The following is a 16277-nucleotide window of genomic DNA, read 5'->3' as shown; positions in this document are numbered from 1 at the left end:
ACCCCCGATGAGCAGGCACTTACCGGCATGGTGGCCTCAGCCGGGGCGGGCGGCGCCGGCCCGGCCGTGCTCCGGTGCGCCGGCCGTGCGCCCGGGCACGACCGTGCAGGGCAGGCTGCGCCGGAGCGCGTCGGCGCCCAGTGCGGTGGGGCTGTCCAGTTGCGCGACGAGGAGTTGCACCGCACCGGCGCCCATCCGCTCCCGGGGGATCCGGAAACCGGTCCAGTCGACGGCGTCGGGGAGGCCGTCCTCGGCGTCGCCGAGTTGGGCCAACGACAGGTCGCCGGGGACGGACATTCCCCGGGCCAGCGCCGCCGACCGGATCTCCGGGGCGAGCCCGGACGGCCAGACCACCGCCGCGGTGAGCCCGTTGTCGCCGAGCAGGTCGAGCGCCTCGCCGCCGGAGAGCCCGGTCCCGTCCAGCACGACCGGGCGCCGCCGGGCGGCGCGTACCGCCTGGTGGTAGCCCGACGCGCGGTCGGCCGACGGCTCGTCCTGACGGAGGTCGCCGAGGAAGCCGACCCGTTCGTGACCGAGGGCGAACAGCCGCTCGACCACCTCCCGGGTGGCGGTGGCGTAGTCGGCCGCGACGTACGGCACGGTGCCGGCGTCGGACTCCCGGCGACCGATGAAGGCGAAGGGATAGTCGCGGCCGAGCAGGTCGGCCAGGTCGCGTTTGTCGTCGTGCCGGCCGAGCAGGACACAGCCGTCGGCGACGCCGAGCCGGCGGGAGCCGTCGACCAGCAGCCGCCGCCCCGACGAGGACGGGGTGCTGGTGAAGAAGAGCAGGTCGCAGCCCAGCTCCTCGGCCTGAGCTTCGACTCCGATGAGGAACGGGTGGTAGAAGTCCCGGCTGTCGCGCGGGAAGACGGGCTCGTAGGTGAACACCCCGATGATCCGGGTCCGCCCACCGGCCAGTCGCTGGGCGGCCGGGTTCGCGACGTACCCGGTCATCCGCATGGCGTCGAGCACGCGCTGGCGGGTCTGCTCGCCGACCCGTCGCCGGCCCGTGTCGCCGCCGTTGAGAATCAGTGAGACGGTCGCCTGGCTGACCCCGGCGAGCCGGGCGACATCGGCCTGGGTGGCACGTCCGTTGACGCCTGGCATCGCTGATCCCCTCCGTGGCCGGCGACCCGCTCCCGTCCGTCGCCCCGGCTGGTCATGCGCATGACCACACGATCGCACACGGCGACGTCGCGGGAGCGGGTCGCCGCACATGATCAGCCGATGAGCGCAGCATGTCAATGTTGCGGGGCGGTTTCGGGTTCTGTCTGGCCGGCCTCTTGACACCCCGGGCCTGCGACAACATTCTGGTTATGCGCATGACCACATGGTCGCCGACCCGGTCCCGGCAGGGGCAGGAAAGGCGTACCGATGATCCACCTTCCATTCCGGCGGGCAGCCGGCCGCCGACCCGCGCCGGGTCGGGCACGGGTCGGCCTGCTCGTCGGTGTCCTTCTCCTGGCCGGCGCGGCGGTGGTGCCGGCGGTCAACCCCGACCCGGCGGCGGCCGTTGCCGGGCCCACCCCCTCGGCCTCGGTCTACCGGAACATGCCGACCGACCCGACCGCGGTCGTCCTCGGCAGCGAGCGGTTCCCGGTGCACGGCGACGGCGTCGGCGACGACACGGCCTCCGTGCAGGCCGCCATCGACGAGGCCTCCCGCCGGGGCGGTGAGAACTGGCTGGGCAACATCGTCGGCGGGGCGCGCAACGTCACCGTCGGCGACGGCGGCGGGGTGGTCTTCGTGCCGCAGGGGCGTTACCGCCTCTCCCGGCAGGTGGACCTGCACGCCTCGGTGCGCCTCATCGGCTTCGGCGCCACCCGGCCCGAGTTCGTCCTCGGCGACGCCACGCCCGGCTTCCAGCAGGGCAACCAGTCCTTCCTGTTCGCCGCGCTGCGCCGGCCCCACGAACCGGGCGCCGCCCGCAGCTTCGGCAACAACGACACCTTCGGTACGGGTCTGGTCAACCTGGACATCCGGATCGGCTCCGGCAACCCGGCGGCCGTGGCCGTACGGTTCAGCGGCGCGCAGATGTTCGTCCTCCAGGATCTCGACATCCACGTCGGCGACGGATACGCGGGGATCGACCACAACGCCAACCTGATCCAGCGGGTCAACGTGTACGGCGGCACGGTCGGCATGCTGGCCTTCGCCGCCTCGCCCGGCTGGCAGACCACCCTGCTCGACACCACCTTCAGCGGCCAGCGGGAGGCGGCCGTCAAACTGCACACGGACAGCAAGCTGAGCCTGATCCGCAACCGCTTCCTCGACTCGCCCGCCGGCATCGTGGCCACCCCCGGCCAGACCCAGCGCCTCTACGTGCAGGACTCGGTCTTCGAGAACATCAGTGGATCGGCGATCACGCTCAACGACAGCGCGTCCGTCGCGGGCGGCAGCGAGCCGGAACTCATCCGGGCCCAGAACCAGCTCAACGTGGTCGACACCGGGGTCAGCGGGACCGGCGCGCTGCTGACCACCGTGCCCAGCGGGCACACCTGGGCCGGCCCCGGCCCGTCGTACCTCGTGCGCGACGCCACGCTCGGGCTCCGCGTGCACGACGCGCTCGGCGCCGACGAGCGCCGCGCCGACGGCGTCCTGGTCGCCGCGACGCCCGCCGCGCCGGCGAGCTTCACCCGGCTGCTGACCCCCGACGCCCCCCTCCCGCCCGACACCGGCGACTGGGTCAACGTGGTCGAGTACGCCGCCGCCAGGGGCGTCACGGTCGGCACCGGCACCAGCGACGACCACGCCATCTTCCAGCGGGCCATCGACGAACACGACACCGTCTACGTCCCGATGGGCCGGTACCTCATCGGGGACACCCTGCGGCTGCGGCCGCAGAGCAACCTGATCGGCCTGCACCCCCGGCAGACCTGGCTGAAGCTGCCGGACCGGGCACCCGGATTCACCGACCCGGAGCAACCGAAGGCGATGGTGCAGACCCCGCTCGGCGGGCGGAACCAGGTGACCGGCCTCGGCCTGGACTCCGCGCAGCAGACGGCGGGATCGGTGCAGGTGCACTGGCGCTCCGGCGAGCGGAGCTACCTCGCCGACATCGCCACCCAGTTCGTGAAGTGGCATCCGGAGCAGACCACGCCCGGCGACCCCGGCGCGGGCGACCCCGGGTACCAGTACCGGGGCCGGCACAAGTACAGCTTCTGGGTGCAGGGCGGCGGCGGCACGTTCGCCAACATCTGGAGCGTCGCCGGCTGGGCCGACAACGGTTTCCTGATCGAGGACACCTCGGTGCGCGGCCGGATGTACGAGGTCTCCGTCGAGCACCACGAGCACCGCGAGGTCGTGCTGCGGCGGGTCCGCAACTGGGAACTGCACGCCCTGCAGACCGAGGACCACATCTACGGCTGGCGCTCGCAGGCCGTCGAACTCGACGACGTGCACGACGTCCTGTTCGGCAACACGGTCTTCTTCCGGGTGGCCACGGTGCAGGGCCCCTACCCGTACGCGGTGGGGCTGCGCGACAGCAGCGGAATCGTGATCCGGGGCACCCGGGGCTACCGCCCCGACAACGTGGCGAACACCCGGTGGGGCGCCACCATCGCCGACGTGTCGACCGGCCGGACCGTACCCGAGATCGAGGTGGCGTACCTGGGGGTCGGCGTGCCCGGCCCGGCACCCACCCCGGCCGGCGTCCACGTCGCACTGGACGCCCCGGAGATCCAGGTCCTGCCCGGTCGCGCCGGCAGCACGGTGCTGCGGGTACGCAACGACGGCCCCGGCACCCTGACCGGCCTGGCGCTCGACGTCCGGGCGCCGGACGGCTGGCAGGTGCGGGCGCGGCCGGACGCCGGGACGCTGCGGGCGGGTGGCACCGCCTCGATCGCGGTCGACGTGCAGGTTCCCGCCGACACGGTGGCCGACGGCACGGTCGGGCTGGCTGTGGCGTACACCCGCGCGGGCCGGCGGCAGGAGATCCCGCAGACCCTCCGGATCCGGGTGGCCGGCGAGAACCTCGCCCGGGGCGCCGCCGTGCAGGCCACCTCGGTGCTGTCCACAAACGTCGCCAGCAACGCGGTGGACGGTGACCGGACGGGCACCCGCTGGATCTCCGGGGCCGGCGACCCGGCACCCACGCTCACCGTGGACCTCGGCCAGCCGGCGCAACTCGCGCGACTCGACCTCTACAGCGGCGTCGCCGGCTCGACGGCCCTGCGGGTGCGGGCGTTCCGGGTGGAGGCACTGGTCGACGGGGCGTGGACGTCGATCGGATCGGTCGCGGCGAACACCGCCAGCCCGGTCGGGGTCGACCTCGCGGGAGCGCCGGCCGGGATCCGGCAGGTCCGCCTCGTGTTCACCGAGCCCAGCCCGACCGACGCGACGGCCCGGGTCTTCGAGGTGGAGATCCACGGCATCCGTCAGGGCTGACGGCCGGGCGGCGCCGGGTACGCCGGCGGCCACCGCGTGATCCACCGACCGCCGTGCGGCGGTCGGGCCGACCACGCGGTGGCCGCCGACCCGTCCGGACGTCAGCCCCCCATTCCCTCTGCGTCCGGCGCGGATGCGTGCCGGCGCCGGAAGACCCCACGCGCCGACACGTCGTGCCCGCCAAATGATCACCGTCACCGCTTGCAGGACGCCTGCGGGCCGCTTGCCGGGGCCATAATGGTTGGCCGGGGGAGGTGGGCACGTGGAGTTCCGGGTCCTCGGCTCGGTCGAGGCAACCTCGGCCGGCACGCCGGTCGACCTCGGGTTCCGCCGGCAACAGCGCCTCCTGCTCGGGCTGCTCCTGCTGGAGGCCGGCCGCACGGTGCCGGTGGACCGGCTCACCGAACTCGTCTGGGAGCACGCCCCGCCGGCCTCCGCCCGGGGCACCCTCCAGGCGCTCGTCTCCCGACTGCGGGCCTGCCTGCGCCACCCCGACGACCCCGCACCGCCGGGCCCCGACGGCCCCGAGATCCTGCACACGGGAGCGGGCTACCTGCTGCGGGTGGATCCGCGCTCGGTCGACGTGCACCGCTTCACCGACCTGGTCGACCAGGCGCGCAAGGCCGACGACGAACGCCGCGTCGAGCTGTTCGACCGGGCGCTCGCGTTGTGGCGCGGCGACCCGCTGGCCGACGTCGCCCCGGCCGGTGTGCGCGACCGGCTGGGCGCCGGCCTGCGGGAGCTCAGGTGGACGGCCGTCGAGGACCGCCTGGAGACACTGGTCCGGCTGGGCCGCTCCCGCGCGGCGCTGGACGAGCTGACCAGGCTGGTGGCCGAACATCCTGTCCGGCAACGGCTGGTCGGCCAGCTCATGCTGGCGCTGCACCGCGAGGGTCGCACCGACGAGGCCCTGAGCGCCTATCGCGACCTGCGGGACCGGCTGGTCACCGAGTTCGGCCTCGACCCCACCCCGGAACTGCGGCGGCTGGAGGCCGCCATCCTGCGTGGCGAGCCCACGTTGGACGCCCCGCGCGTCGGAACCCCGCGCCAGGTGACGTCCCCGGCACGCGCCCGCGGCAACCCGGTCGTCCGCCCCGCGGAACTGCCCCACGCACCCGGCGGATTCGTCGGCCGGCAGGCCGAGCTGGCCGTGCTCGACGCCCAGCTCGACGCCGCCCGCCGGGCCGGGCGCCCCGGCATCGTCGCGATCGACGGAATGGGTGGGATCGGCAAGACCGCCCTCGCCCTGCACTGGGGCCATCTGCGGCGGGACGCCTTTCCGGACGGCCAGGTCTACCTCGACCTGCGGGGGTTCAGCCCCGGCGACACCCCGATGACCCCGGCGGAGGCGCTGCCCCGGTTACTGCTGTCGCTGGGCGTACCGCCGTCGGACGTGCCACCCACGCTCGACTCCCAGTGCGGGCGGATGCGCAGCCTGACCGACGGCCGCCGGCTGCTGGTCGTGCTGGACAATGCCCACGACGCCGCGCAGGTACGGCCCCTGCTGCCGGGGAACGTGGCCGGCCTGGTCGTGGTGACGAGCCGTCGTCGGCTCGCCGGGCTGCTCGTCCGGGAACAGGCGGTCCCGCTGCGGCTCGCGCCGCTGCGCCCGGCCGAGTCGACGGCCCTGGTAGCCGGCTGCCTGCGCGGGTCCCGACCCGACGAGCGGGAGGCGCTCGCGGAATACTGCGGCCACGTGCCGTTGGCGATCCGCATCGTCGTCGCCCGCGCCATGGACCTGCCGGACCGGCCCCTCGGCGAGCTGCTCGACGAGCTGCGTCAGGGGCGCCGGCTGGACGCCTTCGAGGGGCCCGACGGCCCCGACGTCGATCTCCGTACCGTCTTCTCCTGGTCCCACCGGAGGCTGTCGCCACCGGCCGCCGGGCTGTTCTGGCGGTTGGCGCTGCACCCGGGGGAGAGCATCGGCGTCCACGCGGCGGCGGCGCTCGCGGGCGTCGACGTGCCGCGGGCCAGGGAACTGGCCGCCGAGCTGCACCGGGCCAGCCTCCTGCTCCGGCCGGCGCCGGACCGCTACCGGTTCCACGACCTGGTCGGGGCGTACGCCAGGGAGTTGGCCGAGGCACCGGAGCACGCGGCCGAACGGCGGCTCGCGTGGGGCCGGCTCCTCGACTGGTACCTGCACACGACCGGCGCCGCGGCCCGGGTGCTCCAGCCGCACCGGCCCCACTTCGAGCCCGACCCGCCCGCCCCGGTCGAGCCGATCCGCCTCGACGACTACCAGGCCGCGCTGAGCTGGTGCGAGGACGAGCGGACGAACCTGGTCCCGGTGGTCGGCGCCGCGGCGGCGGGCGGGGCGCCCGGGCACGCGTGGCAGATCGCGCTGGCCGCGTCCGCGTACTGGTACATCGCCAAGCGCCGCGAGGACTGGCGGGCGGCGACCGACGTCGGGGTGGCCGCCACCCGCGCCCTGGCCGACCGGCGGGCCGAGGGGGCGCTGCTGGCCAGCCTGGCGACCGCGCTGTGCGAGAGCCGGCGCTATCCCGAGGCGATCGAGCTCTACCAGGAGTCGTTGCGGCTGCACGAGGCCAGCGGCGCCGGTGACTGGCGGCCCACCACCCTGAACAGCCTGGCCGTCGCCCACGCCGAGGCGGGCCGCCCCGACGAGGCGCTGGCGACGTTCGCCCTGGCCCGGCGGGAACACCGGCTACGGGGCAACCTGCGGGGTGAGGGCGTGGCCCTGCAGAACATGGCGCAGTGCCACGTCCTGCTGGGCCAGCCGGCCGAGGCGGTCGCCCGCCACGAGGAGGCCCTGACCGCGATGCGCGACGCGGGCGACCGGTACGCCGAGGCCATCTGCATCGCCAACCTCGGCGAGGCCCACGCCGAGTTGGGCGATCACGACCGGGCGATCCGGCGCTTCCGGGAGGCGGTGCGGCTGCACCTGTCCACCGGCAACGAGCACGGCAGGGCGAGGACCCTGCTGGCGTTGGGGCGGTCGCTGGGCGAGCGGGGCGACACCGACGGCGCCCGGTCCTGCTGGCGGGAGGCGCTGACGGTCTTCGACGACCTCGGCGACCCCGAGGCCGACGAGATCCGCGTGCTGCTGGGGAAATCCGGGCATTCCACTGCAGGTTGAGCTGCGGGGCCACGAAAGTGGTGGTCCCCACATTCCGCCGGTCGTAAATGTGGACGCCGATCGTCGGTGTCGGTCGTTAATCTGCCTGCGGACACAGCTCGTACCTGACAGGTCGATGCGCGGTCACCGGCCCCACCGGTCACCGGCTCACCCGGCCGCCAGCCCGTCCGGGCGCCGGCCACAACGGGGATTTCAGGAGACTTCGTGACACAGCAATCCATCGCGACCTCGGACAAGCTCGACGCCTCGGTGCTCAAGGTGGCCGGGGTCGTCGTCATCGGCGCGATCATGTCGATCCTCGACGTGACGGTCGTCGGCGTCGCCCTGCCGACCTTCCAGCGCGAGTTCGACGCGACCTACGCCGAGGTCGCCTGGACGATGACCGCCTACACGCTGGCGCTGGCCACGGTGATCCCGCTCAGCGGCTGGGCCGCCGACCGGTTCGGCACCAAGCGCCTCTACATGATCGCGTTGGCCCTCTTCACGATCGGGTCGGGGCTGTGTGCCACCGCCGACACGCTCAACCAGTTGATCGGCTACCGCGTGCTCCAGGGCCTTGGCGGCGGCATGCTCATGCCGCTGGGCATGACGATCATGACCCGGGCGGCCGGCCCGCACCGGATCGGCCGGCTGATGGCCGTCCTCGGCATCCCGATGCTGCTCGGGCCCATCGGAGGCCCGATCCTCGGCGGCTGGTTGATCGACATCGCGAGCTGGCACTGGATCTTCCTGATCAACCTGCCGATCGGCGTCGCAGCGCTCGGCTACGCCGCCCTGGCCCTGCCGAAGGACAGCCCCGAGCCGTCCGAGTCGTTCGACTTCCTCGGCATGCTGATGCTCTCGCCGGGGCTCGCCCTCTTCCTCTACGGCGTCTCCTCGCTGCCCGAGACCGGCACGTTCGCCGACACCAGGGTGTGGGCGCCCATGCTGGTCGGCGGCGTGCTCCTCGTCGCCTTCGTCATCTACTCCTTCCGGCCCCGGCACCCGCTGCTCGACCTGCGGCTGTTCGCCAATCGCAACCTGACCATCGCGTCCGTGAGCCTGTTCGTGTTCATCATCGCGTTCATGGGCGCCGGCCTGCTCTTCCCGAGCTACTTCCTGCAGATCCGTGGGGAGTCGACGCTGACCGCCGGCCTGCTGATGGCGCCGCAGGGCATCGGCGCGATGGTGACCATGCCGGTGGCCGGGATGCTGGCCGACCGGATGCCCGTCGGGCGCACCGTGCCCTTCGCGTTGGCGCTCATCGCCCTCGGGTTCTTCACCTTCACCCAGATCGACCCGGAGACGTCCTACCTGCTGCTCTGCGGCTCGCTGTTCGTCATGGGCCTGGGCATGGGCGGCACCATGATGCCGATCATGACCTCGGCGCTGAAGACCCTGACCGCCCACGAGGTGGCCCGCGGCTCCACCCTGGTCAACATCCTGCAACAGATCGGCGGTTCCGTCGGCGCCGCCCTGATGTCGGTGATCCTCACCAACGAGCTGAACGGCTCCCGCCAGATCCCCGGGGTCACCGACCCGAACGGCGAGCCGGTGACCGAGGCCGGCCTCGCCATCGCCGTCCAGCAGCAGCCGGAGCTGGCCCAGCAGTTCCCGGTCGACCCGTCGCTGCTCCAGCGCGGCCTCGACTTCGCCGCCAGCTCGTTCGCCACCACGTTCTGGGTGGGTTTCGTGCTGGTGCTGTGCACGTTCATTCCGGTCGCGTTCCTGCCCCGTCGGCGCGAGCCGTCGCACCTGCTCGACGACCAGCAGGGTGGCGAGCCGAAGGTTCCCGTCGTCATCCACTGACGCCCGGGGTCGGGCCGCCGGAGCACTTCCGGCGGCCCGGCCGTCGAGCGTCCGGGGCGGGCGGTGCCTGCGGGTACGGTCCCTCCCGGTGGCCACCCCACGGGTCACGCGCCGACGGCCACCGCCGCCCCGAGGCAGACGAGCGTGCATCCGGTCAGCACCTGGAGGCGCCGGAGAACCGCGGGCCGGGTCACCAGGGCGCGGCCATGGTCGACAGCCCAGGTGAACAGCAGGTACCAGCATCCGGTGACGAGGGCCCAGAGGCCGCCGAGGGCGATGCTGGAGGCGAACACCGGGCCGTCGGCGGTGAGAAACTGCGGCAGCAGGGAGATGGCGAAGACCCCCGCCTTGGGGTTGCCGAGGTTGGTCGCCAGGCCCGCGAGAAACGCCCGCCGGTACCCCCTCCGGGTGGCGTTCTCCACGTGGGCTGTCGCCGTGTCCTGCCGGCGCAGGGCCAGTAGCGTGCCCACCCCGAGTGCGGCCAACAGGACGCCGCCGACGACGCGGACGGTGGCGTAGGCGTGCGGATTGGCGAGCAGGATCGCGGAGAGCCCGGCCGCGGCGGCCGTGGTCCAGATCAACAGGCCCGTGCAGGTGCCGGCGATGCTGGCCCAGGCCCGGTGCCGGCCGCCGTCGAGGATCTGCCGCAGCACGAGCGCCTGCCCGGCGCCGGGCAGCATGGCCAGCAGCCAGGTGGTGGCGATGAACACGGGCAGGCGGGTGGGCATGGCGACGTTCCTCGCACCGGCGGCAGGAAGTGGTGACAGCAATACCCTCCCGCGTGGCCCGGTCGAAGAGAAGTAGCGGTTCGTCGCCCACCGCGGCGGCACGGCTCGCGCCCTCCTGGCGGCGGTGATGGTCCAGACTGTCCGGATGGAACCGCCGACGATCTCCGCCGGATGGTTGGTCCTGCGACCGTTCGCGCTGACCGACGCCCCGTGGGTCCACGAGGTGTCGCTGGATCCGGCGATGAGGCAGTTCGTGGAGCTTCCTTCGCCGTACCGCTTCGAGGACGCCGAGTTCTTCGTCCGCGAGGTGGCCGTCGCCGGCTGGCGGGCCGGGCGGCGGGCGGAGTTCCTCGCCGAGGAGGCGGCGACCGGTGCCCGGCTGGGCCGGGTCGGCCTGGGGCTGCCGGGGGCCGGTCTCGCCGAGGTGGGCTACTGGGTGGACCCCAGGGCTCGCGGGCGCGGCGTGGCCACGCAGGCGGTGCGTGCGGTGTGCCGGTGGGGATTCGACCGGCTCGGCCTGCGGCTCATCGAGTGGCGGGCCGAGGTGGGAAACGTGGCGTCGCGCGGGGTGGCGGAGCGGGCCGGGTTCGTCGTGGAGGCGACGTTGCGGCAACGGTTGCGGCACCGTGGGACGTGGGTCGACGCCTGGGTCGGCTCGCTGCTGCCGGAAGAGATCGACCCGAGGTGCCGGGCGGTCGTCGATCAGGCGGCGGGGGAAGCCTCCGGGGCGGTCGGCCGGGCGTCGTAGCCGGCGGCCTGGAGGGCGAACAGTTCGGCGTACCGGCCGCCGGCGGCGACGAGTTCGTCGTGGCTGCCGGCCTCGACCAGTGCGCCGTGGTGCAGCACGAAGATCCGGTCGGCGTGCCGGACGTTGGCCAGCCGGTGCGTGATGAGGATGGTGGTGGCCCGGCTTTGCCGGTCGCGGATGGCCTGGAACAGGGCGTCCTCGGCGCGCGGGTCGAGCGCGGAGGACGGCTCGTCCATGATCAGCAGCTCGGCGTCCCGGAGGAAGCCCCGGGCCGCCGTGATGCGCTGCCACTGGCCGCCGGAGAGGTCCTGGCCGTTGGCGAAGGTCCGGTCGAGCAGCGTCTCGTACCCGTGGGGCAGCTCCCGGATCATGTCGTGCGCGACGGCGCGGGCGGCGGCGGCCTCGATCCGGTCCTGCCGGGCCTCGCCGTCGATGTCGCCGATGGCGATGTTCGTCGCGGCGGTGAACGGCCACTTGTGGTACTCCTGCGTGACCACGGCGATGCGGGCCCGCAGCCCGTCGGGGTCCAATTCGGCCAGGGGCCGCCCGTTCCAGCAGATGACCCCCTCGCCGGGGGCGCGCAGGGTGGCGATCATCGCGGCGAGGGTGGTCTTGCCCGAGCCGTTCTCGCCGACGAAGGCCACCGTCTGCCCCGCCGTGATGGTCAGCGTGACCCCGTCGACGGCGGGATTGTCCCGGTCGGGGTAACGCAGGCTGACGTCGCGCACGGCCAGCTCGCGCAACGGGTCGGGTGCGACGCCCGTGCCGGCCGTGGCCGGATCGGGCAGGTAGGCGGTGGCGCGGCTCATGAACCCGGTGTAGTCGCCGAAGTGCTGACCCTCGGTGTAGACGCGGTCGATCTGGAACGTGACGACCGACAGCGAGCGCTGCGCCGACTGCACCGCGATCACGCAGGTGGCCGCCGCCGCGAGCGGGATCTGGCCGTCGACGAGCAGCAGCCCGAGCAGGACGTAGACCACGCCGGTGGCAAGCCCGCCGATCATCGCCCCGACGGTGGTGGTCGTGGTGACCCGGCGGGCGAGGGTGAGCTGGATGGCGGTCTCCACCCCCATCACCCGGTCGTACTGGTCGAGCAGGAACCGGCGCAGCGTGTACGAGCGCAGCTCCGGCGCGGAGTCCCGCTCGGCCATCAGCTGGTGCAGCAGCCAGAGCCGCCGTCGGCGCACCGAGCCGGCGATGTATGTCCGGTACCGCAGGTGCCCGGCCCGCAGCGACGCCCACGCGTTGGGCACCGTCGCGACCAGCAACGCCAGCAGCAGCAACGGGTGGATCACCACGACGGCGACCGCCACCGCCAGGACCCCGGCCAGGCCGGCCATCAGGTTCATCGACGCCTGCACCAGCCCGGTCGTGGAATCCGCGCCCCGGGAGGCCCGTTCCATGTCGTCGGCGAACGCGTCGGCGTCGAACGCCTCCAGCCGCACCGCGGTGGTCACCTCGAACAGGCCCCGCTCCACCTCCTGGTCGACCTTCGGGGTCAGGCCGTTCTGCGCGTACCCCATGGCGGTGGCCATGCCGGCGCGCAGCGCGGTCGCCCCCGCCAGCACGGCGAGCGCGGGCAGCGCGGCGACCACCTTGCCGGCGGTCGGGCCGCCGGCGAACAGCTCCACCAGCACCCGTTGGGTCGCGAGCAGCCCGAAGGCGACCATCACCCCGGCTCCGAGCGTGGTCGCGGCCACGACCGACGTGCGGATCCGGTCGGCCCGCCAACTGATCCGCAGCGCCGCCCAGACCAGCCGGGGCAGCTCGGCGACCACGGCGAACAGGCCCGCCTCCGCCCGCGCCCGCAGGCCGGTCTCCCACCACATCGTCCGCAGCTCCGGCAGGACCGATTCCGCCCGTGCCGGGTCTGGCTGCTCCGACGTGCTCTGCCGTTCGGTCCGGGTGGCGGTTCCGGTCACGGGTGTGCCTCCTCGCTGCGGGGTGACGTGAGCGGCGGTAGCGGGTCGGGCGGCGGTGGGGAGTGGAGCATCCAACCCAAGGTATTCGAACAGCTACCAATGGTCACTGTCGACGACGCGCTGGTCCAGCCCTCGTGGCAGGGAAGAGAGGCGGATCCCGGACGGGTCAGCTCACCCGGAAGCCGTCCTCCAGGTAGCGGGTGCCGCTCTCGTCGCGCGCGGCGAGAGCCTCCGCGACCCGCCGGGCCAGCACCGGAACCAGGCGCCCGTCGGCCTCCCGCCGGTCGCACCACGACCAACTCCGCAGTTCCGCGGGCGGCAACACGATCCCGTCGGTCTGCGACGGGGTCAGCCGGCCCCCGTCGTAGACGAACATGACGCCCTCGGTCCGGCCGTGCTGCGGGGAGACCCAGTCCACGACGAGCAGCCGCCCAGGCTCGATGGTGAGCCCGAGTTCCTCGCGGCACTCGCGGGCCGCCGTCCGGTGTGGAGACTCGTCCGCCTCGACGCACCCGCCGGGAATCTCCCACGTCGTCTTGTAGGCCGGCTCGACGAGGAGGACCCGGCCGGCGGAGTCGGTCACGAGCAGGCCGGCGCCCATCCGTTTGCGGGGCAGTCCGGCCGTGAAGTCGGGGCCTTCAGGCGTCATGACCGGACACTAGGGGAAACCCGGTGACCCGCGCGAGCGGCGGTGCGACGCCGCCGCTCGCACGGTGTGTCTCAGTGCTCGCTCACGCCGCCGGGGCGGGCTGGGGGGTCGGATCGTCCGCGGCCCGGGAGCGGCGGGCGGCGACCAGGCCGAAGGCGGTGGCGGTGAAGAACATCAGGATGCCGTAGATCGCCGGCGGCATACCGATGTCGGTGTTGTTCAACAGGGCCGGGCTGAGCGCGATCGTGATGGCCAGGGTGGCGTTGTGGACGCCGATCTCGAACGACGACGCGACGGAATCCCGGTGCCCGACCCGCAGCAGGCGCGGCGCCGCGTACCCGATGGCCAGGCTGAGCAGGTTGAACAGCAGGGCGATGAGGCCGACCGCGCCGATGGTGGCGGCGAGTTCGTCCTTGACGCCGAGCACCGCGCCGATGATCACGACGACGAGGACCACGATGGAGAGGATCTTCACCGGTCGTTGCATGCGCGCGGCGAAGGCGGGACGCCGCTGCCGGATGACCATGCCGATCACGATCGGGATGAGCACCAGGGCGAACACCTGGAGCACCTTGTCGAACTGGAGGCCGAGCGAGCTGTCCGAGCCCATGAACGCGGCGACGGAGAGGTTGACGATCACCGGCAGCGTGAACAGGGCGAGCACCGAGTTGATGGCGGTCAGGGTGACGTTGAGCGCGACGTTGCCCTGGAACAGGTGGCTGAAGAGGCTGGCGGTGCTGCCGCCGGGGGAGGCGGCGAGCAACATCATTCCGACGGCCAGTTCCGGGCGCAGGTCGGCGGCGAGCACCAGGCCCAGACAGACGGCCGGCAGGACCACCATCTGGCAGACCAGGGAGATGATCACGGCGCGGGGATAGGCTACGACGCGACGGAAGTCGGCAATGGTCAGGGTGAGGCCGAGCCCGAGCATGACGATGCCCAGCGCGATGGGGAAGAGCACGAGCGAAAGACCAGTGTTCACGGTGCTGGGCCTCCTGATGGCGGTACGCCAGGGATCACCGGATCCTCACACCACGACGGTGTGCCCGCATCTTGCATCGTGCGCAGATCGTCGTCAATGGGCCCGTGCCGAGGCGGTCGGCCCGGACGGTGGGGCGGAAGCCGCGACGCCTGTCAGAAGGGCCACTGGCCGCAGCCTGAGCTGGACGAACGGAATCATCGCGAGCGAGGGTCTGTCACGCCCCCACCGCGTCCTCCGGGGTGGCCCCCGGCAGTCGCCGGGCCAACTCGCGGCGTAGCACACCCGGGCCTGGCGTCACGTCGGTGAGCGGCACCACGATCTCGTACGGGTGGCTCTGCCCGTACCCGGCCCACTGCCATCGCCTCATCGGTGGTCGGGTCAGCTCCGGGTCGACCGGCTCGACGTGCAGCGACGGCGTCAGCCGCCCGCGGATCTCGGCGCGCTCGACGTTCGACCAGTCGATCGCCAGGGTCGTGTCGTCGGGGCCCGACACCTCCAGCCGCTGGTCGTCGAGCCGCACCGGCAGCCGTGTCCGCTGGCTGCCTCCCGGCGGGGTCGGTAGCGGCGAGATGTGGAAGACCGCGAGGTACGGCAGCAGCGCCCACAGCAAGTCCCACCACGGCCGGCCCCGCGCCAGGCTGACGACGATCCCGATCGTTGCGGCGGCGAGCAGCCCCAGGGTCATCCGCAGGACCAGCCGGCGGGCCGACCGTCTGAACTCGACGGTGCGGGGTTCATCGGGGCGGGTCACGGTGGTCCCTTGCCCAACCCGACGGGGTGACAAACAGTGCAAGGCCGCGACCGGGCGGGGCCCATCCTGCGGGCGGCGCGGGTGCCGCCACGCCGCGGAGCAGCGGTCGCTGGGTACGTCGGCACGTAACTTCGGTCGGTTGGATGTCTTACCGTCCTGATTGGCTGGGCGGATGCGGATCGAAGAACTCGAGGGCATCGCGGCGGCACTGGGTAGCAAGGTGGTGACGACATCCGTGTTGGCGGGCGGCTTCTCCCACGAGACGTGCCTGCTCACGCTTGCTGACGGCCAGGTCGTTGCCCGGTTCGGAGGAACGGACCCGGCGATTGAGGCCGGGGTCATGGCCGCCGCCCGTCGGCAGGTGCCAGTTCCGGACGTCCTGTTGGTCATGCCCGGTGAAGACGAGAGCGTGCGGCCGGCGATGGTCATCGAGTATGTGGACGGCGATGCTCTGAGCGGAGTGCTCGCCAAGGGCGATCTTGGTCAGGTGGAAGCGGGTGAGCTGGGGGCTGAGGTCGGACGGGTCGTCGCGCGGGTCGCTGTGGTGGCGTTCGACCGACGAGGCTTCTTTGTTGACGGGGACCTCACTGTCAAGGAGGAGAACCCGTGGTCGCAGCAACTGGTTGAGGTCGCCGAGGCTTGTATGGCCGCGGTTCCCGAGGGCCGGCTCGACGGCGAGACGCGTCGCGCCTGGGTGGAGTTGTGCGCGGCTCACTCGTCGGCGCTGGAAGGCGTCGACGGTCACACCCGGCTGGTGCATGCCGACATCAACCCGAAGAACATCCTGGTCTCTCGCGCGGGCGGCGGCTGGCGGGTGGATGCGCTGCTCGACTGGGAGTTCAGCTATTCCGGTTGTCCGTATGGCGACGTCGCGAACATGGCCCGGTTCGGAGCCGACTATCCCGCCGGATTCCTGGACGGCTTCCGCGCGGGCTTCGCTGAGCAGCAGCCTGCGGACCTGGCCCTGGTCGAGAACTGGGCTTATGTGGGGCGGGTCCTGGACATGTTCGCGTTGAGTGACCTCGTGACCCGACCCGTGGGGCATGCCGTTGCCGACCAGGCGGCCGAGCAGGTCCGGCGTTGGGTTGGGGGTGGCGTGCCGGACAGGGTGTGACAGGTAGTCGAAGTCGACCAGGTCCGCGAGCCGGGCCTGGTCGTACACCAGACGGTCGAACGGGGGCAGCGGCGCGGTACGGCCGCTGAGGGGCTGCCCGACCGCCGACCGA

Annotated in this window: 11 protein-coding genes; 5 read left to right on the top strand and 6 right to left on the bottom strand. The window is 72.8% G+C overall.

What is annotated here, in order from left to right; translation table 11 throughout:
• Positions 1 to 36: 36 nt before the first annotated feature.
• On the bottom strand, positions 37 to 1107 hold the full coding sequence (locus ABZ809_RS10505; RefSeq protein ID WP_357562199.1) for a LacI family DNA-binding transcriptional regulator: 1071 nt from the start codon (positions 1105 to 1107) through the stop codon (positions 37 to 39).
• Between the two features lie 267 nt (positions 1108 to 1374).
• Here ABZ809_RS10505 and ABZ809_RS10500 point away from each other — a divergent pair, with 267 nt between their 5' ends.
• The 3 genes from ABZ809_RS10500 to ABZ809_RS10490 all read left to right on the top strand — a co-directional run bounded on the left by ABZ809_RS10500 (position 1375) and on the right by ABZ809_RS10490 (position 9271).
• The gene (locus ABZ809_RS10500; protein WP_357562198.1) at positions 1375 to 4386 is read left to right on the top strand and encodes a glycosyl hydrolase family 28-related protein; all 3012 of its coding nucleotides are present in this window, start codon (positions 1375 to 1377) and stop codon (positions 4384 to 4386) included.
• A gap of 262 nt (positions 4387 to 4648) precedes the next feature.
• The gene (locus tag ABZ809_RS10495; RefSeq protein WP_357562197.1) at positions 4649 to 7483 is read left to right on the top strand and encodes a BTAD domain-containing putative transcriptional regulator; all 2835 of its coding nucleotides are present in this window, start codon (positions 4649 to 4651) and stop codon (positions 7481 to 7483) included.
• 204 nt (positions 7484 to 7687) lie between these two features.
• A complete protein-coding gene (locus ABZ809_RS10490; protein ID WP_357562195.1) occupies positions 7688 to 9271 on the top strand; it encodes a DHA2 family efflux MFS transporter permease subunit in 1584 nt (527 codons plus the stop codon).
• A 104-nt stretch (positions 9272 to 9375) separates the two neighbouring features.
• Here ABZ809_RS10490 and ABZ809_RS10485 read toward each other — a convergent pair whose 3' ends face one another.
• Positions 9376 to 9999: a LysE family translocator gene (locus tag ABZ809_RS10485; protein ID WP_357562194.1), complete on the bottom strand. Its 624-nt coding sequence runs from the start codon at positions 9997 to 9999 to the stop codon at positions 9376 to 9378.
• A 145-nt stretch (positions 10000 to 10144) separates the two neighbouring features.
• Between ABZ809_RS10485 and ABZ809_RS10480 the strand changes: the two genes are divergently transcribed.
• Positions 10145 to 10747, top strand: a complete 603-nt coding sequence (locus ABZ809_RS10480; protein WP_357562193.1) for a GNAT family protein — start codon at positions 10145 to 10147, stop codon at positions 10745 to 10747.
• Here the strand turns inward: ABZ809_RS10480 and ABZ809_RS10475 are convergent.
• From ABZ809_RS10475 to ABZ809_RS10460, 4 genes are all read right to left on the bottom strand, one after another.
• Entirely contained in the window at positions 10702 to 12594 is a 1893-nt protein-coding gene (locus ABZ809_RS10475) for an ATP-binding cassette domain-containing protein (RefSeq protein ID WP_357562362.1), read from the bottom strand. The two genes, ABZ809_RS10480 and ABZ809_RS10475, sit on opposite strands and share 46 nt — an antisense overlap.
• A gap of 241 nt (positions 12595 to 12835) precedes the next feature.
• A complete protein-coding gene (locus ABZ809_RS10470) occupies positions 12836 to 13318 on the bottom strand; it encodes an NUDIX hydrolase (protein WP_357562192.1) in 483 nt (160 codons plus the stop codon).
• 82 nt (positions 13319 to 13400) lie between these two features.
• Positions 13401 to 14300: a bile acid:sodium symporter family protein gene (locus ABZ809_RS10465; protein ID WP_357562191.1), complete on the bottom strand. Its 900-nt coding sequence runs from the start codon at positions 14298 to 14300 to the stop codon at positions 13401 to 13403.
• Between the two features lie 214 nt (positions 14301 to 14514).
• Positions 14515 to 15051 (bottom strand): hypothetical protein, encoded by a 537-nt coding sequence (locus ABZ809_RS10460; protein ID WP_357562190.1) that lies wholly within the window; start codon positions 15049 to 15051, stop codon positions 14515 to 14517.
• A gap of 172 nt (positions 15052 to 15223) precedes the next feature.
• Between ABZ809_RS10460 and ABZ809_RS10455 the strand changes: the two genes are divergently transcribed.
• Positions 15224 to 16165, top strand: coding sequence for a phosphotransferase (locus ABZ809_RS10455; RefSeq protein WP_357562189.1), 942 nt, complete (start codon positions 15224 to 15226; stop codon positions 16163 to 16165).
• The last annotated feature ends 112 nt before the right edge of the window (positions 16166 to 16277 follow it).

This window comes from Micromonospora sp. NPDC047074 (assembly GCF_040643815.1).
GTDB lineage: Bacteria > Actinomycetota > Actinomycetes > Mycobacteriales > Micromonosporaceae > Micromonospora.
The sequence above is the reverse complement of the archived record's forward strand: the minus strand, read 5'-3'. Positions and strand labels throughout refer to the sequence as shown.